Below are 26,451 nucleotides of genomic sequence, written 5' to 3'. Positions count from 1 at the left end.
CGTGGGGGTTCGAGTCCCCCCCTAGGCACCAAATAATCCAGCTTTATGCTGGATTTTTTGTTTTTACAGCAGCGCAAAACGTGTTGTGCCGTTGTAAGCTTCGTATTGAATCACAACTGTGGTGGCCCAGCAGGTTGGCAAATATTTTTGCCGTGCTGATACTTTTTGTCACAATTTGTTCAGTCCTCCGATAACGCCAGCACCGGCACTGCGGTATACACTCAAAGCTGTATGAACTGCAGTTGAGGTGTGTGATGTCGCTATTCATTCAGCAGCCAGCGCTCAAACTTTTATCCGCCGCTTTAATGTTGGTCCTTAGCGCTTGTCAGCAATTACCAGCTACCCAGGATCCGTTGTTTGCGTCCACCTTGTTATTACAGGACTCCGAGTTTAAGCCGGTTGAGACCAAGGTCGAAACCGAAGAGGAAATTTTTGCCTTGCCGCCTGCGGTTATTGCGCTGGCGCGACAGCAGGTGCTACCCAACGAATATGCGGATGGCCGCAGCCTGGCATTGCTGACTTTTATTTTTGGCAATGACAATGTTCCGCTGGAATATGTCAACAGTGCGACTTTGATTGCCAGTGAAACTTATGCCAGAAAAGAAGCCAATTGTCTGTCGCTGACCATACTGGCTTACAGCCTGGCGCAACATCTTGGTTTTGAAGCGCATTTTCAGGATGTTGCAGTCCCTGAATATTGGGTCACCCGTTCTGGCAACAGTATGTTAAACGGTCATGTCAACCTGATGATTTATCCGGGTAAAATCCGCGACGCCGGGCAGTATGTTGTTTTGCTCAGAGGCAATGGTTATCTGATTGATTTTGATATGGTGCCGGAGCGGGCAAGGCAACAGGCAAAACGCATTTCCAAACAAGCTATTGTTGCAATGTTTTACAACAACAAGGCCGCAGATGCGATAGCGATTGGTGATTATGATGTTGCCTATCATTACCTCAAAGCTGCTGTGACCACTGCGCCACAATTGGCACAAAACTGGAACAATCTGGCCGTGTTGTATCGGAAAAAAGAGTTGTTAAGCCTGGCCGAGCAGGTGTATCTGCATAGCCTGCAGCTGGAGCCGGAACACACCAACACTATGTCTAATCTGGCGATGTTGTATGCGATGACCGGCAGAGAGCAAGAGGCCGCAGTGTTGGAAGAAAAGGTTGAGAAAAAACGCCGGACCAACCCTTATTATTTTATTATGCAGGGCAATGAAGCGCTGGAGTTTCAGGCGGCCGATGATGCCATTCAACACTTTCGTCGTAGTCTGAAACTACAACCTCATGTGCCGGAAGCTTATTTTGGTCTGGCGCGTAGTTATCTGCTGAAACAGGATCTGGCCAAAGCCAGTTATTACCTGCAGGCAGCCAAACGATATACCGACTCCGCGACTGAACAGCGTCGTTACCAATATAAGCTGGATATGCTGAATGCAGTGGCAAGACAAGATTAAGTTTATTGCGCCTTTAAAGCGCCGGCTTGGTTGCCCGGCGCTGTTATGCCTGTTGTTATCTGTGCTGCTGTCACAGGGTTCAATTGCGGCGATACAGCCAACACCACCCTTAGCTCATGCTGAGGAGATAAAGCAAGCCGCTTTGTTTGGTCAGGCCTGGCAGGACTTACAACAATTATCGTCGGATGAGATGGCTGGGCGCAGTAGTGGCAGTCAGGGCAGTGTGCTGGCACAACAATATCTGCAACAACGTTTTGCCGCCCTGGGTTTAACCTCTTTTGCCGACAATTACCGCCAGCCCTTTCGTTATCAGCTTGGTTTTACTGAGCAGCAGGGCGTGAATCTGCTTGGTCTGAAACAAGGCTGTCGTTACCCGGACATTTATATTGTGGTAACAGCACATTACGATCACCTGAAACCCCAGGGCAAGCGGATTTATAACGGCGCTGATGACAACGCATCCGGCGTGGCCGGTATGTTATATCTTGCCGCTATGCTGCAAAGCCAGTGCCCGGCTTATTCTTACCTGTTTGTGGCCACAGATGCTGAAGAGCATGGCTTGGATGGCGCCAAAGCCTTTTTAGCACAGCCGCCGGTCAGCCCCGCAAAAATGTTGTTAAATATCAACCTCGATATGATTGGCCGGGGGGAAAGAAACAATAAGTTGTATCTGCTTGGCAAACGCAGTTTGCCGCTGATCACACAAATGCCGCGTACTGAAAAAAACGGTGTACGATTGGTGCTGGCCAGTGAACGGCGGCCAGAAAGCAGAGGCAGCGCCAGTGTCGACTGGAGTAATGCCAGTGATCATGGTGTATTCAGGCGCGCCGGTATTCCTTATTTATATTTTGGCGTGGATATCCATGCTGATTACCATAGCCCCAGTGATGACTGGCAACGGATTGATGCTGGTTTTTTTCAGGCCGCTTTAAGCCAAATTGCCGCCACAGTGCTGTGGCTGGAGCAACAAAGTCCGGCCCAGTTACAGTATCCGCGTAAAAGCACAAACTAAACTGAGTCTTCAGTAAAGATCTGCAGCTGTTGTGGTGTTGTTGATGTTTTCGCTGACGTTATTGCAGCTTTTGTAGATTTCACCGGTTTTTTCCGACTGGCATGACGTTGTACCAGCTGTTGCTGCTGGGTACGCCACAAGGTTTTGTCCTGTTGCGCCGACCAGGCCGATAGTTTTGCTCTGGCTTCGCGCATCGCTTGTTCCAGTTGTACTATCGGCATTGGATAGTCGATGCCCAGCAGGACACCATAACGCCGCTGTAACTGAGCTGGTAACAACCAGGGGCTATGCAGCCAACTGTCTGGCAGCAGCGCCAGTTCAGGGCACCAGCGCCGGATAAAATGCCCCTCTGGATCTTTTTGCTGACTTTGTTTCAGCGGGTTATAAATGCGGTTGGGATTCATCGAAGTGGTGCCTGATTGCATCTGAATTTGCGGGTAATGAATACCGGGTTCGTAGTCAACAAAACATTGCGCCAGAAAAAGTGCAGTTGGCCGCCAATGTAACCACAGATGATAAGACGCAAAAGCCACCAGCATGGCGCGGCCCCGAAAATGCAGCCAGCCAGTGCTAAGCAAACAGCGGATAGCGGCGTCTATCAGCGGGTAGCCGGTTTGACCGGCACAAAAAGCAGCAAATTTTTCCCGGCTAAAATCCAGCTCACGCATGCCGTCAAAACCCGGATGCATATTGGCCATTTCAATCACAGGATCATCTTCCAGCTTTTGCATAAAGTGACAATGCCAGCGTAACCTGCTGAAAAAAGCCTGTAATGCCACTTTGCGGGTACCCGGCTGCAACTGTTGCATTTGTTGCACACACTGCTGTTGTAAAGCGCGCATACTGAGCATGCCGTAGCTTAAATAAGGGCTCAGCCTTGAGCAGCTTTGATCTGCTTTGGCGGCATAGGAAATGTGTTTTTGATAATTGTTTGCGCGGTTTGCAAAAAAACTATGCACTGTGTCTTTGAATGCAAAAGCCTGCTGCATGCTGTGGCAAGGCGGTAAATCATGCTGTCTGGTTGGCGCCAGCTCAGTCAGTTTCTGCTCGAGATGAGCCCGGGTTGCTGGAGGTTCAGCATGTGGCGTGACAACAGCTGCAAACACCGGCGTGAGCGCTGGCGGCGGTTTTTCCAGTGGTGATTTTAACCAGTCGTCGGCCTGATGAAACCAATGATCGCGGTTTAGCAGCGGCCGGAAAATAGCAAACTGACGAAACTGAAACCAGGCCACCCCATGGGCTTTGAGTGCTTGCGCGACAGCGACATCACGCTGATAACTCCATAAATTACCTGTTTCTTCATGACTGAACACTGCAGTTGCCTGATATTGCTGACAAAGCTGCACTAGCACTTTACTGGCAGGGCCACGCAGTACCAATAAAGGTTGGCCAAGCGAGCGCAGCTGTTTATCGAGCTCCAGCAAAGCGCCTTTGATAAATTGCCAGTGGCGCAGTGAAGTATCAGGCTGCTGCCAGTAGTCGGGTTCAATAATATAAAGCGGCAACACTGGCCCGCGTTTTGCGGCGGCTGTTAGCGCAGCGTGATCGTCCAGGCGTAAATCACGTTTAAACCACAAAATGCTGATCATGGGTATTGCAGCTGATGTTGCAGTTTTTCCAGGCTGCTGTGCCAGTCTGGCCGTGCTGGCGGTAAAGCAAGTTGTGCCGCATAAGGCGCGGCGGCGCTTGCGACATAAGGTAAGTGTGCAGCAAGTCCCAAACTGTGAAGTTCTGGCAACTGACTGCGAATAAATACAGCGGCAGGGTCGTACTGCAGTGCTTGTTTCAGCTGATTAAAATAACGGCCCGGTGCTGTGCCCGCGCCGGCAATATAAGCCCAGTTGCCCCAGTTGCTGGCCACGTCATAATCCAGCAGTTGTTGTTCAAAAAATGCAGCGCCAAAACGCCAATCGAGCGCTAAATCGTAAATCAGATAACTTGCCACCAGCTGCCGGCCTCGGTTTGACATCAGGCCGTTTTGCAAAAGAAAACGTATATTGGCATCCACCAGTGGCACACCGGTTTGCCCCTGACACCAGAGCTGAAATTTCAGTTGTTGTAGTGCCATATCGCCTTGTGGTTCAGGCACTGGATGCCGGCCAAGCCCGCGCTGGTGAAACAACAGATTGCCAAATTTGCGCTGTTGCCAGCGAAAATATTCGCGCCACAACAGCTCAAACTTCAGCCAGTAGGTTGAGTCATTGCCACCCAAAGTTTGTTCCAGCTGGCAAATTTGCTGCCAGACCCAGCGCACCGACAAGCTGCCGTGACTGAGCGCAGTGGATAAAAAACTGGCGTAGCTTGGGGTTTGGCCGGCAGGCGGTATGGTGCCGTCAGCAGCAAGATCACAAAACTGGTTACGGCTTTGTTTGTAGTGGTAAATGGCTTTTGTTTGATAAAGATAAGCAAGAAACTGTGCTTGTTGCTGCTCTTCTGTGGCAAGCGGTATCTGCTGTGGTTTGGGGCATAACAACAACTGCTGTTGCCACTTTGACTCCAGCGCCAGCAGCTTTGCCACACTTTCTTTTGTTTTGGCAAGTTCAGTGGCGCCCAGCCAGCGTCCGCTGATGTTGTTGTCAGCGCAAGCTGAGCTTACCTGCAGCTTTGGCTCACGCTCCTTTCTAAACTGACTAAAACTGTCGGGCAAAGCGGCAAGCTCAGGTCGCAAGCTGTCACCAAGCAGTGAATTTAAATCAACAGATGACACAGGCACATATTGTGCGGCCAGCTGTTGCAATTGCCGCTCTTCGTCGGCTACAGGCTCAGCCATCACCACAGAGCGAATGCCAAGTTCGTGAATGAGTTCCGGCAGCAGTGACTGGCTGTCGGCCAGTACACAAAGCAGTGGTACTTTTAAGCTGGCAAGTTGTAACCTGAAATCTTCCAGCAGCCATAGCTGATGGCCAAGCCGCAGCGGGCTTGCTCTTGTGATGCCAAGTTGGCTGCCGAAAAATTGCGATTTTTCCAGTAGCACCAGCGCCATACAATCGCCCTGTTGTTGCAGCAGGGCATTGTCGGTCAGGCGCAGCGCCTGATTAAGCAGCACCAGGCGGGTCATACTCAGAGTTTTTCCAGTTTGATTAACAGCTCAGCCGCATAATCGCGGATGGCCTGTTGTGAGTCGGCCGGTTTACGTCGCCATTGCTGATAGGCCAGTTGCATCCTGGCATTGCTGGCCAGTTTATCTTCGTTGCGGGCCAGAAAGTCCCAATACAGCGCGTTAAAAGGGCAGGCGCCTTCACCCGTGACCTGTTTTACCTGATAACTACAGTGCTGACAGTAGTTACTCATGCGCTGAATATAATTGCCGCTGGCAGCATAGGGTTTAGACGCCAGTACACCACCGTCGGCAAAGAGCGCCATACCGCTGGTGTTGGGCAGCTGCACCCACTCAAAAGCGTCGGCATACACCGACAGATACCAGTCGTTCATTTCAGCCACTGACAAACCGGCCAAGAGTGCAAAGTTGCCGGTGATCATCAGTCGCTGAATATGGTGGGAATAAGCATGTTGCCGCGTGTGGTCAATGGCCTGCTGCATACAACGCATGTTGGTATCGCCATGCCAATAATAAGAGGGCAGCGCCCGCTCTGCGGCAAAAAAGTTCAGGTTTTTATAATCCGGCATCAGCAACCAGTACAAACCGCGTACATATTCGCGCCAGCCAATTAACTGACGGATAAAGCCTTCGGCGGCGTTCAGCGGCACCTTGCCTTCCCGATAGGCTAGCTCCACTTTCTGGCACATCCAGCGCACATCCAATAAACCAATATTCAGATACATGGCGCTGACACTGTGAAATAAAAACGGCTGATCAAGCTGCATTGCGTCCTGATAACGGCCAAACAGCGGCAATTGCTGACTGACAAAATCAAGAAAAACCGCCCTGGCGTCCTTGCCAGTGACGGCGAGAGAAAAGGTGTCTGCATCGCCCATATGATGACTAAATTCATGTTTGACCAGACGGATCACGTCCGCTGTAATCGCATCAACCGGCACCGCTGCCGGTGCTGGTAAAGCCAAATCATCAGGACAACTTTGTCGGTTGTCATGGTCATAATTCCATTTACCGCCTTCTGGCTCGCTGCCGTTCATCAAGAGACCGGTGTAACGGCGCATTTCACGGTAAAAATATTCCATCCTGAACTGACTGCGCCCGTCTGCCCAGCGTCTGAACATCTCGGTGCTGGCGATAAAACGATCGTCCGGCAGCACTGTCACCGGCTTTTTTAATAAGGCCGGCCAGGCTGTAATCTCTTGTGCCAGCCGGTATTCGGCAGCTTCAGTCAGCAATACTTCGCTCAGCTGTGGCTGCTGGCTCAACGTCGTGGCAACGGCTTCGTATAACGATGAAATCCGCTCTTCATACTGAAAATACTTTACCTCTATGCCCTGGGCGCGCAGGCTGGCGGCGAAGTGACGCATGGCACTGAAGACCAGCACTATTTTATGTTGGTGATGGCGTACATAACCGGCTTCAGCCTGAACTTCCGCCATCAGCACCAGATCGCCGCTTTGCCATTGCCTTAAGCTGGCAAGGGCCGGACTTAATTGATCACCCAAGATCAGAATCAGTTTTGCCATAACAATCAGACTGGCACTCAAATCAACAAGATATTGACATTACGCACTCGACCGGCGGAAGGATCAGACCGGATAAACTGATTTTGCCGCAGGCTGGTCTAAGCACTGCGCGCTGGCGATTGCAGTGTGGTTTGATTGCGGTATGATTTGGCCACAATGATTGCGGCACAGGAGTAACAATGAACACAAATCGGAGCAAAAAATGCTGGCCGGGCAAGCTGCTCATGGCCACTATGATGTTAGCTGCAGGGCTGGCACAGGCGCAGCAACATGCCGAACATGGCGCCCATCAGCATGGCAAAGCCAGCCTGACTTTTGTGTTGGATGGGAATGAAGCTGAGCTGGTGTTAAGCACTGCAGCGGCCAATATTGTTGGTTTTGAACACAAAGCCAGTACTGACGCAGAAAGGCAGCAACAACAGCAGCAGCTGGAGATGCTTAAAAGTGGCAGCTGGTTTGCGCTTGCCACAGCGGCCAATTGCAGCATCAGCGGGCAGAATTTCCGCGAAGAGCAGGGTGATGCCAACCACGCTGATTTATATGTAGATTTTCAGATTTTATGCCAGGCACCATTAAAATTATCCGATATCAGTTTTAGCCTGTTTAGCCAAAGTCCGGCGCTGGAAAGCCTGAATGTACAATATCTGGTGAACGGTGAGGCTGGTGTGGCCGAGTTAACTGCAAAAAATGCGGTGCTAAAGTTAATCCGGTAAGCCTTCTCAATATTGGGGTCTGCGGTTTGGCCATCAAAAAAGCCTGATAAACATCAGGCTTTTTTGTTTGATACAGCTCAGGTCTGGCACTGGCTTTTTTATTCGTACACATACTCACTGATTTTATCGGCTTTAATGCTGTAGGCCGAGTTCGCCAGGTCGTGGCTCATGGTTTCAGTGGTTAAAGTGCCTTCCAGCCAAAACGGGTTATAAATCATGTCGGCCTTTAAGCCTTTGGCGTTGGTCACAAAAATAATCTGGTTTGGTGGTGGTGGTGGCACGTGAATACAGGCGCCAAAATAAGGTACCAGGAAAAAGGCGGTAATGTTTTGTTCGGCATCATATTCAATAGGCACCACAAAACCCGGGATCCGCACTTTTTTACCGTTCAGCTCGCCGCGCACTTTGGCAGACTGCAGCACTTCAGCCCAGGCCTGGCTGGCTGGATCGTCCTGATTGAGTTTATTAATCGCAGAACCACTGCCTTCACCGCCTTCATGGCTGATTTCTGGCAAGGCTTCCATTTTGGCCAGATCTTCCGGCGGTAATAAATCTGTCCATTCCAGTGTTTGCACAGCTTGTGCACTGGCTGCTTGTTCGCTTTTGGCGGCAGAAGTCTGGAATGCGACCAGACTCAGGAATAATCCCATCAACAACGGCTTGAACATTGGAGCTTACTCTCGCGCTTATGTTATAAAGTAATAATTGCGTCTTATCATATCACTTTGCCGAGAATGCTTGTGCCTGCAGAACCGAATTTTCCCGCGCTTGAACTCAAAAATTTTTATTTCAGTTACCAGGGACCAGCCGCTTTTAGCCTGCAGTTACCCGATCTGCAGCTTGATGTCGGGCAGCATTTATTTATCCGTGGTGCTTCGGGTTCAGGTAAAACCACTTTGCTGAATTTGTTGTCGGGTATTCATCCGTTAAGCCGCGGTGAAATCCACATCCAGGGGGCGCTGTTTCAACCCCAAACAGCAGCACGACGCGACTTGATGCGTGCCAAAGATATAGGTGTGGTGTTTCAGCAATTAAATCTCATCAGTTATTTATCAGTGCTGGATAACGTGTTGCTGGCGGCTGAATTTGCCGGCAACAGCAGCGCGGCCACCACCCAAAGAGCGCAGATGTTATTAAGTGCCCTTGGCCTTGATGCAGCTTTATGGCCACAAAGTGCGGTGAATTTAAGTGTGGGCCAACAACAAAGGGTGGCTATTGCCAGAGCCTTGCTCAATGAACCTGCGCTGCTGATTGCCGATGAGCCGACTTCAGCATTGGATGCCGACAACAGAGATGCCTTTATCCGCCTGATGCTCAGCGAAGCCAACCGCTGTGGCACCACAGTGCTTTTTGTCAGCCATGACGCTGGGCTTGCCCGTTATTTTAAATGGCAATTGCGGATGGATGCGCTCAGTGATGGTGTTCAACCGCTGGCGGCCGCAGTTCCAGGCTCGGAGGATGTTTTATGCTGTTAAAACTGGCCAGACAAAGTTTATGGCACAGGCGCGGCACTGTGCTGATGACCTTGTTGTCACTGACCATCAGTATTGCGTTATTGCTGGGTATTGATCATTTGCGCCTGGAGGCCAAACGCAGTTTTACCAGCACAGTGTCGGGCACAGATTTAATCGTAGGCGCGCGCTCCGGCCAGCTGAATTTATTGTTGTATTCGGTATTTCGCCTTGGCAACGCTACCAATAACATCAGTTATCAGCATTATCAGCAGCTGGCTTCCCATCCACAGGTGGCCTGGGCTATTCCAATGGCGCTGGGGGATTCCCACAGAGGGTTCCGTGTCATTGGCACCAATGCTGATTATTTCCGTTATTTTCGTTATGGCCAGCAACAACAGCTGACATTTGCGCAAGGTGAAGCTTTTAGCACTGTGTATCAGGTGGTGCTGGGGGCCGCTGTTGCGGAAAAACTGGGGTATCAGCTTGGCGATAAAATTATTTTGTCGCATGGGGTGGGAGCTGTCAGTTTTACCCAGCATAAAGATCAGCCTTTTACCGTGGCAGGTATTCTGGCGGCGACGGGCACTCCGGTTGATCAAAGTGTGCATGTCAGCCTGGAAAGTATTGAAGCTATTCATCTGGGTTGGCAGGGCGGTGCGCCTGGTTTTGGCAAAACGCCCAAACTGAGCGAAGCACAACTGCAACAGTTGCAGCCCAAGGTGCTGACGGCTTTTATGCTGGGGTTAAAATCCAAAGTGGCAACCTTTGCCATTCAGCGGCAAATTAATGAGTTTAAAGCTGAACCTTTAACCGCCATTTTGCCAGGCGCAGCCCTTGCTGAACTGTGGCAAATGCTGGCGATGGTGGAAAACATGTTATTGCTGGTGACCTTACTGGTGCTGATAGCGGCGCTGATTGGGATGGTGACCACTTTATTGGCAGCAATGAAAGAGCGGCAACGCGAAATGGCGATATTACGTGCTGTGGGAGCCAGGCCCTGGCAGTTGTTTTGCCTTATTCAGCTCGAAGTGTTTTGTATCAGTCTGGCCAGTATCGGCAGTGCTTTACTGCTGCTCAGTGGCACTTTAGCAGGGTTACAGCCACTGCTGAGCAGCAGTTATGGTTTGGTGATTTCCTGGTTGCCCTGGCATGGTCATACCGCTGTTTTGCTGGCGGCACTGCTGGCACTGGCCTTGTTGCTGGGGGCTATTCCGTCTTATCTGACCTACCGGCAAAGCCTGGCACAGGGGCTGACAGTACGTTTGTAGTGGATGGCAGTGTTCTAACCGCTTGGTTATTCAGGGAACTTTGCTATAGTAAGGCATCGGAATAAAGCGAAGCGGACGCATGACAAACGCAAAAGAAAAGCTTGAGCAACAAATGGCCTTGCTGCACCAGCAATATCTGGAAAGGCTGCAGCAGGAATTGCCGCAGTTGCAGCTGCTGTTGGATCAACTGGACTCACCGTCAGACTGGCGTCCGCTGGTGGCAAAACTGCTGGCCAGTTTTCACACTCTGGCAGGTTCTGCCGGTACTTTTGGTTTTCACGAGTTGGGGCAGTCCGCCAAGGTGCTTGAACTCCAGGCCAAAAACTGGCTTGCAGAAGCTCAAGCCCCTGCTGCGGAGCAAATTGACAGTTTCCGCCATATTTTTTCGCAGTTACGTCAGCAAAAACGTTTGGTGATCCAGCAGCGGCAGCTGCCCGTTGCGACCAAACATGACGAGAAAAAACAAACGCTGATTTATCTGTTGGAAGATGAAGGTGATACAGCGCGGCATCTGTGCCTGACTTTATCCACTTTTGGTTATGTGGTGGAGTGGTTTAAACAAAGCCATTTGTTGCAGGCGGCACTGCTGCGTAAATTGCCGGATGCGCTGATCATCGATATTGAATTGCCTGAAGAAACTGAGTCTGGCCTTAGTTTTGTTGAGCGGCTCCAGCAACAATTACCGCAGCAGTTACCACTTTTTGTGATCAGCGCTCATGATCATTTTGATTTTTACCTCAAAGCAGTGCGTTGTGGTGCTTTGGGATATTTTGTGAAACCTGTGAACGCCCAGGCGCTGGAAGCGCGGTTACAAAGGTTGCTGGCAGTGCGCCAGCGTGACGCTTTCAGGGTGCTGATTGTTGATGACGATCAGCTGCTGGCCAAACATTATGCGCTGGTGCTGGAAACTGCCGGCCTGCGTGCTGAAATTCTGAATGATCCGGCCGATATTTTTGCTGGGTTACGCAAGTTTCATCCTGACGTGATCCTGCTGGATGTGAATATGCCGCAATGTACCGGGCCTGAGCTGGCACAGCTGATCCGGTTGCAGGATGAATGGCTGGGTGTACCTATTATTTATTTATCATCAGAAACCGACAGCGAACGGCAGATGGCGGTGTTGATCAAAGCAGGTGATGATTTCCTGACCAAACCTATCAGTGACAATGCGCTGGTGGTGGCTATTTTTGCCAGGGCGCAGCGCGCCCGTCAGCTGTCCGAAGTGATGACCAAAGACAGCCTGACCGGTTTATTGCAACACGCCCATATTAAAGAGCGTCTGGCAACCGAGCTGGAGCGCAGCGACAGGGCGCAGCAGCAGGTCAGTGTGGTGATGCTGGATATCGACCACTTTAAAAAGGTTAATGATAACTATGGCCATTTAACCGGCGATCAGGTGATCACCAGTCTGGCGAACCTGCTAAAACAACAACTGCGTAAAACTGACATGATAGGCCGTTACGGCGGTGAAGAGTTTTTACTGGTATTGCCGGACTGCCCGGTGGAAAAGGCTTTTGGCGTTATTGATAAACTGCGTGAATCTTTTGCCGGTTTCCCTTTTAGTTTTGATAACCAGACGTTTTATTGCACCTTCAGCGCTGGTATTGCCTGTGGTAACGGCCAGTTACAGCCTGATCTGGTGATAGAGCAGGCTGATCAGGCTTTATATCAGGCCAAAACCGGCGGTCGCAATCAGGTCAGGATTTTTGCGACACCAACAGCTGATGAATAGTGTCTAATAATTGTGGAATGGCATGCTGGCCTTTGGCCAGCACAGCCTCCACTCTGGCACATTGTTCTGCAGTGACCTGTTCAGACGACCAGACCAGCACCGGAATATGCTGATGTTGTTTAGCGATGAGCGGCAACAATTCCCAGCCTGAACCATCCGGTAAACCTAAATCCAGTACCACCAGATCAAAATGTTGCTGTTGCAATAACCGGCTGGCCTCTTCCACCGAGCCTGCGCTGACAGTGCAGGCTTCATCGATGGTAAGCTGCTGCAGCAGTTCGCTCAGCGCCGGATCATCTTCTACATGTAAAATTCTGGCTTTGGCCGGGCTGAGCAAATTGTGGAGCTTGTCCAGTAAAACATCAGGTTGCAGCGGTTTGGTCAGCCAGTCAAAAGCAGTAAAGCCGGTATAGAGCGTTTGTCCTTCCTGTTTTTCCACCGAAATTACCAGAATTGGCAAGTTGGCGGTCTGACGCTGGCTGCGCAGTTCACTGATAAAGGCCGCAGCATGGCCATCCGGCAGATGCATATCCAAGGTCATGGCAACAAAACTGCGTAAACTTAAAGCTCTTCTGGCGCTCGCCAGATTATAGGCCGTGCTGACCAGATAACCCGAGGTTTCCAGTAACATTTTTATGTAACCGGCAACGGCCGGATCGTCTTCCACCACCAGTACAGCATCGCGGTGCAAGCTGTTGCCAGGCAGCAGAGCCGGGAAATAAAGTGCAAAACAACTGCCGCCTTCCGGGCGCTGGCGGTAGCTGACATGACCATGCATGCGTTCGGTCAGCTCTTTGACAATAGCCAGGCCAAGGCCTGTGCCTTCTTTACTACGTGCATCGGCTGAATCAGCTTGTGAGAATTTCTCGAACATGCGCTGCTGGAACTCAACACTGATGCCGGGGCCGGCGTCTAATATTTCAATCATCATTTCATGGCCGGATTGACTGAGCCGCACCAAAATTTCACTGCCTGGGGGGGAGAACTTGGCGGCATTTGATAATAAATTGGCCATGATTTGATGAAAGCGCATCGGATCAAGCTGCACAGTGCCGTCGATAGCGGTGTCCAGTCTGATGCTGGCCTGATATTTGTCGGCATAAGGTTGGTTATGTAACACACTTTGTTGCAGCAACTCTTTGATAGAGCAGGTAGAAAACTCAAACTGCATTTTGCCGGCCACCAGTTTATCAATGTCGAGCAAATCGTTAATCAGCTGGCTGAGTTTATTACTGTTTTCCTGTGCAATCGCCAACATGTTCTGCATGCTTTTTGGCACTTCCCCCAAAGCGCCACCGCCAATCAGCCCCAACGCGCCGGAAATGGCGGTCAGTGGGGTGCGCAGTTCGTGGCTGACGGTAGAAACAAACTGATTTTTCATCTGTTCTATCCGTTTGTGCTCGGTGATGTCCTGAATAATGGACCAGCTTTGTTGTTCGCCACTGGCGCTTTGGATCAGCACACCACTTTGCACCACAGGCACCAAATGACCATCCTGATGCAGCAGTTCTTTTTCGTAAGGGCCATAACGACCGGTTTGTTGTAACGAATTTAATTGTTGTTGTTCCTGTTCGTCGTAGCTGGCAGGGGTCAGATCGGCAAAACGGCTATGGATCAGGGTGTGGTGGTCATAGCCCAGCATATGTTGCAGTTCAGGGTTGGCATCCAGAATAACGCCATCATCAAACCGGCTTAGCACTATGGCAAGAGGAGCAAGCTGGTACAAAGACGATAGTTTTTGTTCACTGGCCCGCAGTGCCAGCTGTGCTTCTTTTTGGGCTGTGATATCCCAGATAAAACCGTCGATATAGAGCAGCTGATTGTTTTGATCAAAAATGCCGCGGCCAAGTTCCTGCACCCAGCGCACCGAACCATCGGCATGACGGATACGATACTCAACACTAAAACGGCTGTGGTTAGCCAGCTCACGTTCCACCACAACTCTGTTGTTATGACTGTCTTCCGGCAGCGTAATGCCGGCGAAGCTGGTGACTTTATTGCGGATAAAGTTTTTTGCCGGATAACCTGTCAGTTTTTCCACTTCATCACTGATAAACAACATGGTCCAGTGCGCGTCATTAATACAGCGATACACCACGCCCGGCAGGTTCTCCAGCATAGAACGGTGCCTTTGTTCACTCAGTAACAACGCATGGTTCAGTTGCTCCAGCTGGGTAATATCCACTGCCACGCCCATATAACCCAGCACACTGCCATCGTCGTTGCGCATCACAGACACACTGAGCCGAACCTGTTTACGTTCACCATTTTTGCAAATGTAGGTCCATTGCCGGGTTTCGCCGGTACCGCGGCGGGCCGTGTACACAAAGGTGTCAAAACCAGTGATGTTATCCTGGTACTGTTTACTGAGTTGTTCGGCGCGGCGGGTAATCTCGGCGGCATCATGAAATAACGCCGGGCTATGTTTGCCAATCAGTTCTGCACCGCTGTAGCCCAGCATGCGCTCTGCACCAGTGTTAAACAGCTGAATAATACCGCTGGGATCTGTGGAGATCATAGCCACTTCAGTGGATGAATCCACCACGGCCTGCAACCAGGATCGGCTTGCCATCAGCTCGGCTTCGCGTTTTTTGTCCTGGCTGATATCGGTATGGGTACCAAACATCATCAGTGGATTCCCTGACTGATCCCAGCTGGTCACCCGGCCTACAGCGTGGATCCAGACCCAGTGCCCAAGCTGATGGCGCATTCGGAACTTCACATCATAAAACGGCAATAAACCGGCAAAATGCTGTTGTAACAGCTCAGTGGATGGCTGCAGGTCGTCCGGGTGTAACAAGCGCTCCCAGGTGGCAATGGTAGTGTGAGACTCTTCTGGCAGTCCCAGCATCTGGTACCAGCGGGCGTTGTAAATAGTAACGCCGGTCTGAATGTTCCATTCCCAGGTGCCCAGGTTGGTACCCTGAATAATAGCGTCAAGCCGGTCGCGCTCTTGTTGGGTTTTTTGTTGTTGTAAATGACTTTCGGTAATGTCAGTGCCAACAATCACCACATGTTCAACCTCACCCTGTGTTGTTTTTTGTGGCACAAAACACAGGCTCAGGATCCGGTCGTTGCGCTCAGGGCTAATATATTCAACCTGTTCACCGGCAAAACAACGTGCCAGCCAGGGCGCAAGTTCGTCACTGCGCTCTTTGCCAAAAACTTCGCTGATAGTGCGGCCGACCGCCTGTTCCGGCTTTACACCAAACCAGGCAGAATATTTGGCATTACAAAATACATAACGTTGTTGCCGGTCAATTTGGCCCAGCAGTACGGGTACATGCTCAGTGACTGTCGTTAAAGTTTGTTGTTGCTGTGCTTTTTCCCGCGCCAGTAAACGGTTTTGCATCAGGCTGACGGCTTGTTTGGCCAGGAGCTTTAATGCGTCCTGCTGAGCCGCTGTCAATTCGCGGGGGATGGTATCGATGACACATAAAGTGCCCAGTGCAACACCGGGTTTAACAATTAAAGGCGCGCCGGCATAAAAGCGGATGCCGTTCTGTGGGGTAACATTTGGATTATCGGCAAAACGTGGATCCAACCTGGCATCCGGCACATAAGTCAGCTGCTCAGGCTGCAAAATAGCATGGGCGCAAAATGAGGTTTCCCGATCTGTTTCGTTGTCCAGCAGATTCAGCTTGGCTTTAAACCATTGGCGGTTTTTGTCTATAAGGCTAATCACCGACATATCGGACTGGCATATCAGCGCCGCTAAGCGGGTTAAAGCATCAAAGTCCGGATCGGCCTGAGTATCAAGAATTTGCAGTTGGTATAAAAACTTCAGGCGTTCGGCTTCATTATGGGGTAAAGCTGGTTTCATAAACACAAAGTACACCGGACATAGGTCATTCCAGTGTACGCTGATTTTTTAGCGGCGTGGGCAGCTCAGTGGAAAAAAAACTAGGGTTGGGCTGCCTTTGGCGCTGTTGCTTTGGCTCTTTCATCCAGTTGTTTACGCGCCTGCTGTCTTTCATGTTGCTGTTTGATACGCAATAAAGCGGCATAAAGCTGGGCTGAATTAAAAGCTTTGGCCGGATCTATTAAGTCGCTGACATCTGTGCCTGATTGTTGCTGTAAGGCCAGTAACAGTGGCATATGGTTGGCCCGGATCAGCTCAGCGCGCATATCCAAATCTTCACTACCGTCGGTAATGCTGTAACTTTTCATTAGTAAATCAATGGTTTCTATTTGTTTGGCCGTGGAATTTTGCTGCTGTTGCAATTGAGTTTGCTGGCTAGCCAGCCATTGTTGCTGCAGCTTGTTCAGGCTTTCCATATGCCAGATATAAAACAACATAGACGCAGCGCTGATGCCAAGGGCAAAACCCCAGATAAAACCATTTTGAGCACGAATAAAAGACATGAAAATTTCCCTGCAGGCGGGGCAGCAGAGGCTGCCTGAACCAGATAAAGCGACTGCTTTGTCAGGCGCCCATCATCATGGGCAGCCATGGTGCTGTCAACCCGGCGATGTGTAATTCGCGTTTAACTGCTGCAAAACTGCGCGTAGTGGCGCTTTGGGGTCTGCCGTGATGCGAACCTTTAGCCGTGAGCTAATGTTGTGCCGGCTTTTGGTGGCATTTCAGGAATTTTGCTAAAACGTTGCTGCTAACGGCTGCTGATGCGGCTGAGAGTGGCGGTAGCAGATGCAGTGCTGGTTTTTTCCACACTGCTACTGCGCTGCGGCTCAGCAGTCTGGCGTTGTGACATATGTTTGGCAATATCGTGTAATAGCAGCAGGATTTCTTCCTGGCGCTGCTGCTGCGTTTGCCGCGCCTGTTGGTTCTGATGTCCTTGCTGAAACAGCTCATCCGCCTCAATATTTTGCACCGACAATCGCAAAGTGCGGCTCTCTGCAACTAAGTCGGTCAGTTTTATTGAAATAACAATCAGGGTGATAGTGGCAACAGCGAGTAAAAACAGTATAAAAATCTGAACCAATTCCATGGTATACATCCTTGATAAAACCCAAAACAGGGATAAAGGTTTATAACACTGTTATTCCGCCCGCGGCAATGCCAGAGTCGATAACTGGTGTTTTTTGCTGGATTAGCGGGTTGGGAGTTCTGATTTGTGGCAGTTTGGTTGGCGAGTGCGGGGATAAAGGACTTCGTTGTATAAAGATGCGCTGATAAAGCTAAAACACCAATAAAACAAAAGGCCACCCGGAGGTGGCCTTTTGTTTTATTGGTGGAGCTGGGGGGATTTGAACCCATAATAATGCTATTCATATCAAAGTTTTGTCATTCTTGTGTGCATTTAATGCCCTATGAAATCTGACCTAAATCTAGCACATTCAATTCAAACGAGGAATAGGTTATTCACTAGTTATGTTTAGAGCGCCCGACTTTGGAATAGATTTGACGAAACTAACCAAAGTGAGCTTGTATATGGCAATTCGGGCAAAGCTCTATTGCGTTCTCTAACGTATCTTCCCCTTTTTCGGCTAACGGAATTCGATGATGCACCTCAAGATAGGGGGGGGGCATCTGGACTCCGACAGAGTGGTGCAGTTTGACTGCATTCTTCGCATTTGCTTGCTGCGCGCTCTAATACTTCTGTCACTACATCCGGGTAAGGTGTTTGAATAGTAGCTTGGCTAGCGGCGTGCTTTTGTTCAATAAATAAAATTATCGAGCATAGAAGGGATGAAAAAAGTCTCAAACGCATCTAGACACAGGGGGGTTAAACCACTAAATTTGCTTTGAATTTCATTAGCTTGTACATTTAGTACTATAGTCAAATCCAAACTTAAAAGCGTACAAAAAAATTGCGAATGCAAGTAGTGAGAAAGCATACTGTTAGCAAATATAGCGCACTTAGACAAATTATATAAAACAGCATTATAGTCTATCAAAATAAGACTTTGGACAAAACCATGAATCTACTACCGTTGACACCAAATGTATACTCAGTCTTTAGAGAGATTGAGAAAGGGAGCATTGATTTAGACCCTGAATTTCAAAGGGGAGATGTGTGGGCAGTCAAAAAACAGCAAATGCTAATTGATACTATTTTGAGAAAATGGCAGATTCCGCCAATATTCTTTATACGAAATAAAAATACAAATGTTAAAGAAGTTTTGGATGGTCATCAAAGATTGCGTGCTATACAAAATTTTTTCTTGGGTAAATTCCCAATAAATGGAAGTATTGAACCCATTGATGATTTTATTAAATCTTTAGACGGATTATATTATTCTGAACTTCCAAATGACATATTAGAGCGATTAGAGAATTTTCCTTTATTCACATATGAAGTAGAAAATTATGTGGGTAGCGAGCCGTTTGAATTGTTTTTTCGCTTGAATCAAAATACTCAACTTACCTCTGCTGAGCGCCGAAATACCTTGTTTGGGAAGGCTCGTGAGCAGGTTAAAAGTTTAGTGGAATTCATGGGGGGTTTAGGGTTCTGCTCGACGACAATTGGATTCAACAATACGAGACAAAGTTACGATGATGTTGTAGCTCGGGCATTAATGGCACTTGAATACTCAGATTTAAGTAAGAAAATAAATGACTCTGAAATTACAAGCAAATTCCGAGAAGATAATGGATTTAGAAGTGAAATATACATTAGAGTAAGTGATTCAATTGCATTCTTGTCGAAAGGTATAAGAAATAATTCAATTAAATTAAATAAGCCCGCACTTATATCGTTAATTATATTTTTGTGTACATGCGAAAATAGAGATGAAGTTCAGTTGAATTTACTGCTAAATGTTTACAGGCGATTCCTTCAAGACTACAAGTATTCACTGTCGCCTGAGTCTCGTGAGTATGAATTGATGAGTCGTGAATATCAAAATCGCATAAGTGTTAGTGTGAATGATGGTAAAGCACTTGTATTTAGACAATTCTTTTTCTGCTGGCTTTGCTATAAACATGATATAAGAATTTTAAGTTTTCACTATTCAAATTTAGTTGAACCTGTCCTTTTTTCGCTTGATAATTTTGACAGTTCAATCGCTGAATATGGTTTACCATCTTTATTAAAAGACAAAGGCTGGGAACAGTTAAAATGGTAGTGATCCCGCGAAAGGCAAGAGTGGATGATATGAAGCGTCGTGCTCTTGGAATTCAACCGGAGAAGGGTATTAAATCTGTTTTAAGTAGATCTGGATATTTGGATTTACTAGCAGGTTCTTTTGTAGTCGTAGGGATCAATGGATCTGGTAAAACTAAGTTCTTCAAAAATTTCGCTGAAGATAGTAAATCGACAGAATTCTTTGGAAATCTTATTGAGTCATTGCCTAATTCTGATTTTATTTACTACAGCCCTTCTGACAGGGTTGTTAGAAATAAAGATCTTTGCAATACATACTTTAAAACAGAAGACAGTTTGGAAGAACTGGAGTCTTACCCTTCTATTGTATTTTCCGAAGAACATTTGGTAAGAATTAATAATGTTCTTGGAGCTAAATTTGAGAGTGTTGTTTTGTATAACATTGAAGATTTTGCTCCCGGTGTATCTGCTGAGTATATTGAACCTTTTATTTTTGTGAAAGTTCAGTCCGATGGGGTAGAGCGAAATATTAACCAGCTTTCTCATGGTGAACTTTATTTAATTGATTTGTTCTGGCAGATATTCTACTTTAGTAATGAGCATGTCTTTTTATTGGATGAGCCTGAAACATATTTGTATCCAAAAGCGCAGCAGAGATTGATTTCATGTATTTTCAGCATGAATAACTTTTTAAAGCGTCAGATAATATTTGCAACTCATTCTGATGTTGTCGTTTCAGAGCTATATCACTTTCCTATAGTTTATATGACTAGAGAGGACTCAAATAAATTTTTACTGTCAAACGCTAAGGAATGTCACCCACAGATAATGTCATTAGGGTTGATTTCAGCAAAAAAAGCTTTGTTTGTCTGTGAAGACGTGAAAGCAATAATGTTTTTTGAACTTATTATTAAAAGAAATAAAACGATCTCGCCAGATTCATTTTTCTACATTTCATCAAAAAACGGGGAGAGTGATCTAAGAAAAATTGGTAGTTCAATAAAACGTTCTACTTATAACAACCTATATCTATGTTTTGACGCTGATCAAGAAGGACTTATAGAACCTGCCTGTTTAGATATAAGCGTGATATTGCCTGGTACAAATAAACTAGCTCCCGAAAAGACACTGATTCACGCAATTTTTAATGATATGAGTAAATTCTTGTCATTCTTTGAAATTAAATTTCATCAGGTCTTAACTGATTTTATAGTTCGAGAAGTTGATACAAATCATCACGACTTTTTCAAAGAATTTTCAGACCGAACAATGATTCCTCAGAAAACTCTATGGGAAGCTTCTTTTGACACTTGGTTTAGTCAAAATGAAAATAAAGATATTTGTAGTGCTTTTGAATCGAACATTGTTAAGTTGCTAGGAGATGTAATATAATTCGATAATTATACTTTCGCTAAGATCACTTACGGGGTTAGGTCTTGATATTTGCCTTTTAAGTTAGATGGCAATAAGTCAAATTTGACCTCTTTGATTTTCTATGTATTTTTGATCAAAGTTCCGCAAAACAGCTGAAAATCTTGTAGGCGGTGCTGTATAACCATCTCTGCCACAGGCACTTGAAGTCGTTGATATTCATGAACAGCTATGTTCCTAAAACCTACCATTTTCTTTAAGTTATCTGCAAGCTCCGCTGGAATAAACCCACCTGTTGCTAATAAGGTAAACACATCGCGAGAACTTTGTGGTACACCAAGCTTATGTTTACGAATTAAATGCTGCCCCATATCCAAAGCGGCTTCACAAGCGCGTTGGATATTTAAAATAGCGGCATCCTGACGGGTAAAGTCGGTGGCAAAAGTGGCTGGGTCTTTGTCGTATTCTTCACGGGCGCGATTCACACAGCGCTCAATAGTGGCCGCTTTATTAATTAACACGTCATCGGGTAGGGGGCTTTGATCAACGGCCATAAACAGAACCATCCTTTTGAATATCGGCCAGCACTCCGGCGCGGGCTTCGTTTAATGTGGTCATCTCTGAAAGCAAAGAAGATTCGTAACTGCCAATGCTGTTATCCACGGCAAACAAGCGCTCGCCTTTGGTCAGGATCTGGTATTGCATCACAGTCGAAGCGGCACGAAAGTCGAGTAAATCCACTTCACAATTGACCAGCTCGGCTAAATCGCTGCTGATATCCCATAAATCAATAGGGTCGGCATAACCGGCCACCAGAACTGCCAAATCTAAATCACTGTTTTTATCGGCGGTGCCTTCAACCTGACTACCAAAAGCGTATACGGCCATCAGGTTTGGCAGGCGGTTTTGCAAAAGCTGGACTATTAAAGGAAAGTTCACAGCAAACTCCAACGCAATGCGTTAACGGTATATACGCCATAGTAACTATTGATACCGTTCACGACAAATAAAGTCTGCAATTAACTTCTGCATTTAACTAAGGTTATGTCTAACCATCACAGGCGCAACCGGCTCCAACATTGCAGGTTTTTGACTTACTGATACAACTGTCGCCACAGGCTTTACCTTTGCGGCATACCTTGCAGCATTCAGAACTGGCTGAAAGCTGATTGTTGTTTTCCTGAAAAATACCGGCTAAATATTGGGTTTTTGGCTGGTCAAGAAAATCAGCTGGTTGCTTAACGTCGCTGGTGATTTGTGGGTTTTCTAAACTGGTGGTTTCGATTGTTGGTTCTGCAAAGGTGGCAAAGCTAATCAACATCACAAAGAGTAAAAACAGTGACCGCAATTTCATCTACATATCCTTTTGTATTTTTATTGGGGAATTACCCAAAACTAATATAAGTAAATGCTGAATAAATGCAACGGTGTGTTTAAATAATAAACAGATGCTATAAGCGAAGGCGGTGCTATGTGCGGCAGGCTGAATGTAACTGATAACCCTTTAGTGATTGGTTTGCTGGAAGAATTGGGTATACCACTTTGGCCTAATGCCCTGAGAACAGGGCGTTTTATCAGGGCAACCAATACCGTATCTGTCGTGCTGGAGCATAACGGCCAGCGCCGGTTGCAAGATGCAATCTGGTGGTTATTGCTGGAACCCGCAGATTCAGGCTTTAAACCTTCACAATACACTTCGTTTAATACTCGTTCCGACAAATTACATACCAAAGGCAGTGCAGGTTTTATGGCATACCGGCAGCAACGTTGCATCATACCGGCATCAGGTTTTGGTGAAACTGAGGTGATTGATGGTAAATCTGTTTACCACGATTTTATCGGCGAAAAGGCGATTGCTTTTGGTGGTTTGTATCGCACCTGGCTGAATAAAGAAACGGGTGAACTGACTTACTCTTGTTCTATTATTACCCTGCCACCACACCCCAAATTACTGCCTTACCATAGCAAGGCCATGCCACTGATGTTGCCACCCGAGCAACTTGATTTATGGTTGTCTCCAACCCAGCAAGACGTATCGGTATTTGATGATTTATTAAAGCCGGTATTACGGCAGCAACTGACAGGTTTTCAGATTGATAAACCAAGTCACTTTCAGCAAATAGGGCAGGAGTTTGTATTAACTGCGGATTAAAGAATTAAAGTTCGTGGCGGTTAGGCTGATGTTTTGAGCTTTTCATAATATGTGCTTTTTTTAGATAGTTTCAAATTGTTAAGCCAGACAGCCACCACGGGTGCCCCGCCGCTAAGCGCGGTTCCTCCCCGTGGCAGCTGCTTGCATCCTTTAATCAATCCATTGTGCGTAAATGGTTCGGATCATGCCCCAATCTTTATGTCCCATCTGTTTTGCCAGCCAGCTTGGATCACATCCGGCAGTTAACTTGGTTGAAGCATAAGTGTGCCGGCAGGTATATGGCCGCTGGTAGGGTACGCCCGCTCTTTTAAGTGCGGGTTTCCAGTGGCGATTCCGTGGTACAGCATCGTCTTTCCAAGGCTTCATATTGGCAGGGTTGATAAATACCCTTTCTTCCGGCTGGTTGCTGGGGTGATATTGTTGGATGTTGAGCAAGACTTGTAGTGCTTCGTCATCGAGATGGTGAGTACGGTTGGAACTGTCAGTTTTAGTGCCAGCCAGTTTGCCATTGACGATAGATTGGCGGATATAAATACGCTTTTTCTCAAAATCAACGTCCTGCCAGCGTAACCCCAATTGCTCGCCGGTACGCAAACCAGTACTAAATGCAAAGATATAAAAGTCACGGGCTATGGGATTGGCAATGGCATCGATAATTGCTTCGCGTTGCTCTGGATTAAAGGGGGTGACCCGCTTTGTCCGTTTTGGCAATGGTTCACATTTTTCGATGGGGTTTGAGTCGATCACACAATCATTAAATTGCTCTTTAAAAATGCCAAGCATAATTGAGCGTACTGCGTTTATAGACTTTGGTGACAGGGTAGATGACGATGCCCATAACTTGAACATAGAGGGTTTAAATTCTGCCAATGTCAGTTGACCGAAATTTGGCAGTACATGCGTTCTAACTTTACTGAGGTTTCCGCGATAAGTTGCCTGTGTCCAGTTTTTACTTTTGTGTTTAAACCAGATGTCGACGGATTGACTGATTGTGATATGCGCCGCTTTGTTAGGTGTGTGCCTCAGTGCGCGGGGGCTATTGGGGAAGTGACTCAGGTAATCAAATTTTCCCATATCAATTTCATACTGGATTTGATCGCGTTTAAGGGCTGCTTCTTTTAAACGAGTCTTGGTTGGTGTGCCTCGGATAGTCTCGCGGCACCGTTCACCGTTAAGCATAAAGTCGATACGGATAGAGCTTTCACCGGCATAAATGCCTTTAAATTCAGTTGGTTTCATGGCTTATTTCCCTGTGCCTATCCATTGTTGCAAAGCGGCTATATCAATAAAGATCCGGCCGTTTCGTTTAACCCAATGAACATCCATACGGATTTTGCCTTTCACACGCAGCGCATTGATCGCGTCTTTTGTCCAGCCGATAAGCTCCGCACATTTTTCTATAGTGACCCAACGGATAGTCGTTGTTTGCGGGTCAGCGTTTTGATCTTGCATAAACCATTTCCTTAAGGCGTGTGCATACGACAACAGGCCTTGTTTCAAAGCTGATTGAATCAGACCATAGGGATAGTCTGAGCTAAGAGTTTTGAGGTTTTGGATGCTATTGATTAATAGTATGTATTTGCGCGGTGAGCCCGTAGGCAAGAGAGTGACGCTTGTGCGTTGAAACCGTATAGGTTGAAAGAGTGGCGCGCTGCTAAGTTTTAATTTCAGTGTTTTATTTAATTGCCAGAACCAAGCGATGTTATTACACATCAATACATCAGTTCTGGAGTAAACCTCGTTGCTGAAATTAAAACAGAATTTTTTAGCCGTCAACGCAAATTTTTGAAAAATCATTCGTTGATTATCCGGTAATGACGGTTAAATTCTGATTTTGTGAACTGGCAAACGCGGTCAATAAACTTCACCACCATTTCAACTTCTTCGTTTAAGGTCAGCACACCGCAGATAATTCCAAGGTTTTCCGGCAGGAACTTATCACCACGATCTTGTTTGATGACTGTGAGGTTTAGCAGTAATACCACTTCATTTACGGTAAAACTGGTGCTTTGGGTATTCATCTTTTTATTCATTTTTTCATCCGTACAGTTATTTACACAAGTCCAAGGTTGCCACCTCACTCGACAGCACCAGCCCACCTAAAGGCGGGTTGGTGCTATCTCGGCTCGGCGGCGCAGATGACAAAGACCATCTGCGCGTGCGGGTTTTAATAGTGATACCAAGCAGCGACAGACCCGACAGCGCAGGTTTTCGTAATTCCTGATAGCGGTTTAGTGGGCAGCTTTGAATTTCTCCGCTTTGGTAGTCGATAGATTCAGTGGCGCGGATTTCGTAATAGGGGCTTATCAGATGCGCTTTGCGTGGTGTATCAACGGCATTCATGGCAATACAAAACGCAGCCCAGTTCGAGGCGTCGGCAGCAGCATGGGCTGCATTAAATTCTTCTGTTTGATTTTCGGTTTGTTTTAGACGACGAAGCTCGCGCCAAACTGTGACACTAGGGCCACCAATTTGCTGAAACTGGCGAATACCGGCAGCCTTTGACCATGCGTTAATTCTTGCTGCAGCTAAGTTTGATGGCTGACCACTGGTGTCGGTGCCAACCTCAAAGCCGTCGATGTTCTTGGCGATGTACTTAGCGATATATCCGGCAGCACTGCCTTTGTTGGGGTCAATATCAATAAACTTAACCCGATACTGTTTTGCGCCTTTCTCATCGGGCGAATCTTGCAGGCCGTAATGGGTGACAATCTCTTTAAATGCTTTGATCTGCTCGACTGGCATAAACAAAAGCAAATGCCAGTGTGGTGTGCCGTCGTGATGCGGTTCTACTACCCGAAAGCCATAGGGCTTAATTTCGTCGCGGTCAAACTTGGCGCGACATAGCTGCCAAACGTGGTTTAGGTAGTCCTGTGCATCGTTGATGCTAGAACCGTCATAATTTGGGTTCGGAATTCCGCTTGCATTTGTGGCGTGCATTCTTGATGGCGTGGTTAAAGTGACAAATACCGCCGCATGCTGACAATACTGGGCGACTTCTTCAAAACCGCGAATTCTGACCATCAATTCATGACGACGGATCACCGGATTACTAATGTTGTGCTGTGCGATTTCTGCCAAAGAAATACTGAAACCTTCGTCATTCTGCAAATAGCTGTTTTGCATATATTGCTGACTTAGTTGCTGGTTCTGCTTATAGCGATGTAACGACACATCGCCGCAATACACGGCACGACGTTTTGACACATAACCTAATGCACGTTCAACTTGGTTAATCAGCGAGGCCGTTTTACGGCGAATACGGCGCAGCCAGAATTTGGCATCTTGCAGGCGGTTTTTAATTTCCTGTTCGGTGTAGGCAAGTTTGCCAAGCTGGTATTTTTCAAAGTGGTTAATTGCGGTGCTGAGGTCGGCAGTTTTGCAAAAGTCAGCTTGTGTAATGGCAAAGGCTTTTAGTTTGGCGTGGTCGATAGAAAAGTCTAAATCTTCAATCACCATGTTCTGATGGATGGTGTTCAGTAAATACAGGGCGTGATTTTCTTCAACCAGCTGCTGATCTGCGAGGTATTTTTGCAGTATTTCGCGGCTGGTAAAACTTGCGGGGGAGGGCAACTTGCGGCAAAAGTTGGCGCTGGGATGACAAAAGTTGGCACTGGAGTGACAATTTCCAGACGTGTCTGGACTGCTGTAGCCAAAGTCATTGGCGACAAGGTGTAGTTTTAAGCTATTGGATTTAAAGG

24 protein-coding genes are annotated in these 26,451 nt (G+C 47.4%); 9 read left to right on the top strand and 15 right to left on the bottom strand.

All coding sequences use genetic code 11. The features are described from left to right. Positions 1-254 precede the first annotated feature (254 nt). On the top strand, positions 255-1,457 hold the full coding sequence (locus tag V7P87_RS10450) for a tetratricopeptide repeat protein (protein ID WP_333797382.1): 1,203 nt from the start codon (positions 255-257) through the stop codon (positions 1,455-1,457). Then, positions 1,435-2,469 carry a M28 family peptidase gene (locus V7P87_RS10445; RefSeq protein ID WP_333797381.1) on the top strand — a complete coding sequence of 345 codons (1,035 nt, stop codon included), beginning with the start codon at positions 1,435-1,437 and terminating at the stop codon, positions 2,467-2,469. The genes V7P87_RS10450 and V7P87_RS10445 overlap by 23 nt, the downstream gene beginning before the upstream one ends. On the opposite strand, the gene V7P87_RS10440 is transcribed toward V7P87_RS10445, so the two are convergent. From V7P87_RS10440 to V7P87_RS10430, 3 genes are read right to left on the bottom strand one after another with little or no spacing between them, the layout of a single operon-like run. Further along, complete coding sequence (locus tag V7P87_RS10440; protein ID WP_333797380.1) at positions 2,466-4,058, bottom strand: deoxyribodipyrimidine photo-lyase; 1,593 nt, start codon at positions 4,056-4,058, stop codon at positions 2,466-2,468. The two genes, V7P87_RS10445 and V7P87_RS10440, sit on opposite strands and share 4 nt — an antisense overlap. After that, positions 4,055-5,527: an FAD-binding domain-containing protein gene (locus tag V7P87_RS10435; RefSeq protein ID WP_333797379.1), complete on the bottom strand. Its 1,473-nt coding sequence runs from the start codon at positions 5,525-5,527 to the stop codon at positions 4,055-4,057. The genes V7P87_RS10440 and V7P87_RS10435 overlap by 4 nt, the downstream gene beginning before the upstream one ends. Before the next feature lie 2 nt (positions 5,528-5,529). Then, complete coding sequence (locus V7P87_RS10430) at positions 5,530-7,053, bottom strand: cryptochrome/photolyase family protein (protein WP_333797378.1); 1,524 nt, start codon at positions 7,051-7,053, stop codon at positions 5,530-5,532. A 179-nt stretch (positions 7,054-7,232) separates the two neighbouring features. On the opposite strand from V7P87_RS10430, the gene V7P87_RS10425 reads away from it, so the two are divergent. After that, on the top strand, positions 7,233-7,766 hold the full coding sequence (locus V7P87_RS10425; RefSeq protein ID WP_333797377.1) for a ZrgA family zinc uptake protein: 534 nt from the start codon (positions 7,233-7,235) through the stop codon (positions 7,764-7,766). A gap of 98 nt (positions 7,767-7,864) precedes the next feature. Here the strand turns inward: V7P87_RS10425 and V7P87_RS10420 are convergent, their stop codons facing one another. Next, complete coding sequence (locus V7P87_RS10420) at positions 7,865-8,434, bottom strand: DUF3299 domain-containing protein (protein ID WP_333797376.1); 570 nt, start codon at positions 8,432-8,434, stop codon at positions 7,865-7,867. A 72-nt stretch (positions 8,435-8,506) separates the two neighbouring features. On the opposite strand from V7P87_RS10420, the gene V7P87_RS10415 reads away from it, so the two are divergent. The 3 genes from V7P87_RS10415 (at position 8,507) to V7P87_RS10405 (ending at position 12,220) form a co-directional block, all read left to right on the top strand. Continuing rightward, positions 8,507-9,241, top strand: a complete 735-nt coding sequence (locus tag V7P87_RS10415; RefSeq protein WP_333797375.1) for an ATP-binding cassette domain-containing protein — start codon at positions 8,507-8,509, stop codon at positions 9,239-9,241. Beyond that, the gene (locus tag V7P87_RS10410) at positions 9,232-10,488 is read left to right on the top strand and encodes an ABC transporter permease (RefSeq protein WP_333797374.1); all 1,257 of its coding nucleotides are present in this window, start codon (positions 9,232-9,234) and stop codon (positions 10,486-10,488) included. Before V7P87_RS10415 ends, V7P87_RS10410 begins: the two co-directional genes overlap by 10 nt. Positions 10,489-10,567: 79 nt before the next feature. Continuing rightward, a complete protein-coding gene (locus V7P87_RS10405) occupies positions 10,568-12,220 on the top strand; it encodes a diguanylate cyclase (RefSeq protein WP_333797373.1) in 1,653 nt (550 codons plus the stop codon). On the opposite strand, the gene V7P87_RS10400 is transcribed toward V7P87_RS10405, so the two are convergent. From V7P87_RS10400 to V7P87_RS16725, 4 genes are all read right to left on the bottom strand, one after another. Next, positions 12,186-16,043, bottom strand: a complete 3,858-nt coding sequence (locus V7P87_RS10400; protein ID WP_333797470.1) for a PAS domain S-box protein — start codon at positions 16,041-16,043, stop codon at positions 12,186-12,188. The genes V7P87_RS10405 and V7P87_RS10400 overlap by 35 nt on opposite strands. A gap of 80 nt (positions 16,044-16,123) precedes the next feature. Next, complete coding sequence (locus V7P87_RS10395) at positions 16,124-16,585, bottom strand: hypothetical protein (protein ID WP_333797372.1); 462 nt, start codon at positions 16,583-16,585, stop codon at positions 16,124-16,126. A 245-nt stretch (positions 16,586-16,830) separates the two neighbouring features. Continuing rightward, positions 16,831-17,169, bottom strand: coding sequence for a hypothetical protein (locus tag V7P87_RS10390; RefSeq protein ID WP_333797371.1), 339 nt, complete (start codon positions 17,167-17,169; stop codon positions 16,831-16,833). A 422-nt stretch (positions 17,170-17,591) separates the two neighbouring features. Beyond that, the gene (locus V7P87_RS16725; RefSeq protein ID WP_442967956.1) at positions 17,592-17,711 is read right to left on the bottom strand and encodes an HNH endonuclease; all 120 of its coding nucleotides are present in this window, start codon (positions 17,709-17,711) and stop codon (positions 17,592-17,594) included. 389 nt (positions 17,712-18,100) lie between these two features. Between V7P87_RS16725 and V7P87_RS10385 the strand changes: the two genes are divergently transcribed. Continuing rightward, on the top strand, positions 18,101-19,249 hold the full coding sequence (locus V7P87_RS10385) for a DUF262 domain-containing protein (RefSeq protein ID WP_333797370.1): 1,149 nt from the start codon (positions 18,101-18,103) through the stop codon (positions 19,247-19,249). A gap of 29 nt (positions 19,250-19,278) precedes the next feature. Further along, positions 19,279-20,619 (top strand): AAA family ATPase, encoded by a 1,341-nt coding sequence (locus tag V7P87_RS10380; protein ID WP_333797369.1) that lies wholly within the window; start codon positions 19,279-19,281, stop codon positions 20,617-20,619. A 101-nt stretch (positions 20,620-20,720) separates the two neighbouring features. Here V7P87_RS10380 and hepT read toward each other — a convergent pair whose 3' ends face one another. The 3 genes from hepT to V7P87_RS10365 all read right to left on the bottom strand — a co-directional run bounded on the left by hepT (position 20,721) and on the right by V7P87_RS10365 (position 21,952). Further along, a complete protein-coding gene (hepT, locus tag V7P87_RS10375; RefSeq protein WP_333797368.1) occupies positions 20,721-21,152 on the bottom strand; it encodes a type VII toxin-antitoxin system HepT family RNase toxin in 432 nt (143 codons plus the stop codon). Then, positions 21,142-21,537: a type VII toxin-antitoxin system MntA family adenylyltransferase antitoxin gene (mntA, locus tag V7P87_RS10370; protein WP_333797367.1), complete on the bottom strand. Its 396-nt coding sequence runs from the start codon at positions 21,535-21,537 to the stop codon at positions 21,142-21,144. The genes hepT and mntA overlap by 11 nt, the downstream gene beginning before the upstream one ends. Before the next feature lie 109 nt (positions 21,538-21,646). After that, complete coding sequence (locus tag V7P87_RS10365; RefSeq protein WP_333797366.1) at positions 21,647-21,952, bottom strand: hypothetical protein; 306 nt, start codon at positions 21,950-21,952, stop codon at positions 21,647-21,649. Between the two features lie 117 nt (positions 21,953-22,069). On the opposite strand from V7P87_RS10365, the gene V7P87_RS10360 reads away from it, so the two are divergent. Continuing rightward, positions 22,070-22,750 carry an SOS response-associated peptidase gene (locus V7P87_RS10360; RefSeq protein ID WP_333797365.1) on the top strand — a complete coding sequence of 227 codons (681 nt, stop codon included), beginning with the start codon at positions 22,070-22,072 and terminating at the stop codon, positions 22,748-22,750. Between the two features lie 150 nt (positions 22,751-22,900). On the opposite strand, the gene V7P87_RS10355 is transcribed toward V7P87_RS10360, so the two are convergent. The 4 genes from V7P87_RS10355 to V7P87_RS10340 are packed head-to-tail and all read right to left on the bottom strand — an operon-like array spanning position 22,901 to position 26,209. Further along, on the bottom strand, positions 22,901-23,989 hold the full coding sequence (locus V7P87_RS10355; protein ID WP_333797364.1) for a tyrosine-type recombinase/integrase: 1,089 nt from the start codon (positions 23,987-23,989) through the stop codon (positions 22,901-22,903). 3 nt (positions 23,990-23,992) lie between these two features. After that, the gene (locus tag V7P87_RS10350) at positions 23,993-24,547 is read right to left on the bottom strand and encodes a hypothetical protein (protein WP_333797363.1); all 555 of its coding nucleotides are present in this window, start codon (positions 24,545-24,547) and stop codon (positions 23,993-23,995) included. Next, positions 24,544-24,783, bottom strand: a complete 240-nt coding sequence (locus V7P87_RS10345) for a hypothetical protein (RefSeq protein ID WP_333797362.1) — start codon at positions 24,781-24,783, stop codon at positions 24,544-24,546. The genes V7P87_RS10350 and V7P87_RS10345 overlap by 4 nt, the downstream gene beginning before the upstream one ends. Before the next feature lie 16 nt (positions 24,784-24,799). Beyond that, positions 24,800-26,209 carry a replication endonuclease gene (locus V7P87_RS10340; protein WP_333797361.1) on the bottom strand — a complete coding sequence of 470 codons (1,410 nt, stop codon included), beginning with the start codon at positions 26,207-26,209 and terminating at the stop codon, positions 24,800-24,802. Positions 26,210-26,451: the final 242 nt, after the last annotated feature.

Origin of the sequence: Rheinheimera sp. (assembly GCF_036782235.1) — a bacterium.
Taxonomy (GTDB): Bacteria; Pseudomonadota; Gammaproteobacteria; order Enterobacterales; family Alteromonadaceae; genus Pararheinheimera.
Note: the sequence above shows the minus strand (reverse complement) of the source record. Positions and strands in the feature narration are given on the sequence as shown.

Excerpts from the sequence above, each read along its gene's own strand:
- V7P87_RS10450 (WP_333797382.1), top strand. The coding sequence starts at position 255 with ATGTCGCTATTCATTCAGCAGCCAGCGCTCAAACTTTTATCCGCCGCT.
- V7P87_RS10445 (WP_333797381.1), top strand. The coding sequence starts at position 1,435 with ATGCAGTGGCAAGACAAGATTAAGTTTATTGCGCCTTTAAAGCGCCGG.
- V7P87_RS10440 (WP_333797380.1), bottom strand. The coding sequence starts at position 4,058 with ATGATCAGCATTTTGTGGTTTAAACGTGATTTACGCCTGGACGATCAC.
- V7P87_RS10435 (WP_333797379.1), bottom strand. The coding sequence starts at position 5,527 with ATGACCCGCCTGGTGCTGCTTAATCAGGCGCTGCGCCTGACCGACAAT.
- V7P87_RS10430 (WP_333797378.1), bottom strand. The coding sequence starts at position 7,053 with ATGGCAAAACTGATTCTGATCTTGGGTGATCAATTAAGTCCGGCCCTT.
- V7P87_RS10425 (WP_333797377.1), top strand. The coding sequence starts at position 7,233 with ATGAACACAAATCGGAGCAAAAAATGCTGGCCGGGCAAGCTGCTCATG.
- V7P87_RS10420 (WP_333797376.1), bottom strand. The coding sequence starts at position 8,434 with ATGTTCAAGCCGTTGTTGATGGGATTATTCCTGAGTCTGGTCGCATTC.
- V7P87_RS10410 (WP_333797374.1), top strand. The coding sequence starts at position 9,232 with ATGCTGTTAAAACTGGCCAGACAAAGTTTATGGCACAGGCGCGGCACT.
- V7P87_RS10405 (WP_333797373.1), top strand. The coding sequence starts at position 10,568 with ATGACAAACGCAAAAGAAAAGCTTGAGCAACAAATGGCCTTGCTGCAC.
- V7P87_RS10400 (WP_333797470.1), bottom strand. The coding sequence starts at position 16,043 with ATGAAACCAGCTTTACCCCATAATGAAGCCGAACGCCTGAAGTTTTTA.
- V7P87_RS10395 (WP_333797372.1), bottom strand. The coding sequence starts at position 16,585 with ATGTCTTTTATTCGTGCTCAAAATGGTTTTATCTGGGGTTTTGCCCTT.
- V7P87_RS10390 (WP_333797371.1), bottom strand. The coding sequence starts at position 17,169 with ATGGAATTGGTTCAGATTTTTATACTGTTTTTACTCGCTGTTGCCACT.
- V7P87_RS16725 (WP_442967956.1), bottom strand. The coding sequence starts at position 17,711 with ATGCCCCCCCCCTATCTTGAGGTGCATCATCGAATTCCGTTAGCCGAA.
- V7P87_RS10385 (WP_333797370.1), top strand. The coding sequence starts at position 18,101 with ATGAATCTACTACCGTTGACACCAAATGTATACTCAGTCTTTAGAGAG.
- V7P87_RS10380 (WP_333797369.1), top strand. The coding sequence starts at position 19,279 with ATGAAGCGTCGTGCTCTTGGAATTCAACCGGAGAAGGGTATTAAATCT.
- hepT (WP_333797368.1), bottom strand. The coding sequence starts at position 21,152 with ATGGCCGTTGATCAAAGCCCCCTACCCGATGACGTGTTAATTAATAAA.
- V7P87_RS10365 (WP_333797366.1), bottom strand. The coding sequence starts at position 21,952 with ATGAAATTGCGGTCACTGTTTTTACTCTTTGTGATGTTGATTAGCTTT.
- V7P87_RS10360 (WP_333797365.1), top strand. The coding sequence starts at position 22,070 with ATGTGCGGCAGGCTGAATGTAACTGATAACCCTTTAGTGATTGGTTTG.
- V7P87_RS10355 (WP_333797364.1), bottom strand. The coding sequence starts at position 23,989 with ATGAAACCAACTGAATTTAAAGGCATTTATGCCGGTGAAAGCTCTATC.
- V7P87_RS10350 (WP_333797363.1), bottom strand. The coding sequence starts at position 24,547 with ATGATTTTTCAAAAATTTGCGTTGACGGCTAAAAAATTCTGTTTTAAT.
- V7P87_RS10345 (WP_333797362.1), bottom strand. The coding sequence starts at position 24,783 with ATGAATAAAAAGATGAATACCCAAAGCACCAGTTTTACCGTAAATGAA.
- V7P87_RS10340 (WP_333797361.1), bottom strand. The coding sequence starts at position 26,209 with ATGGTGATTGAAGATTTAGACTTTTCTATCGACCACGCCAAACTAAAA.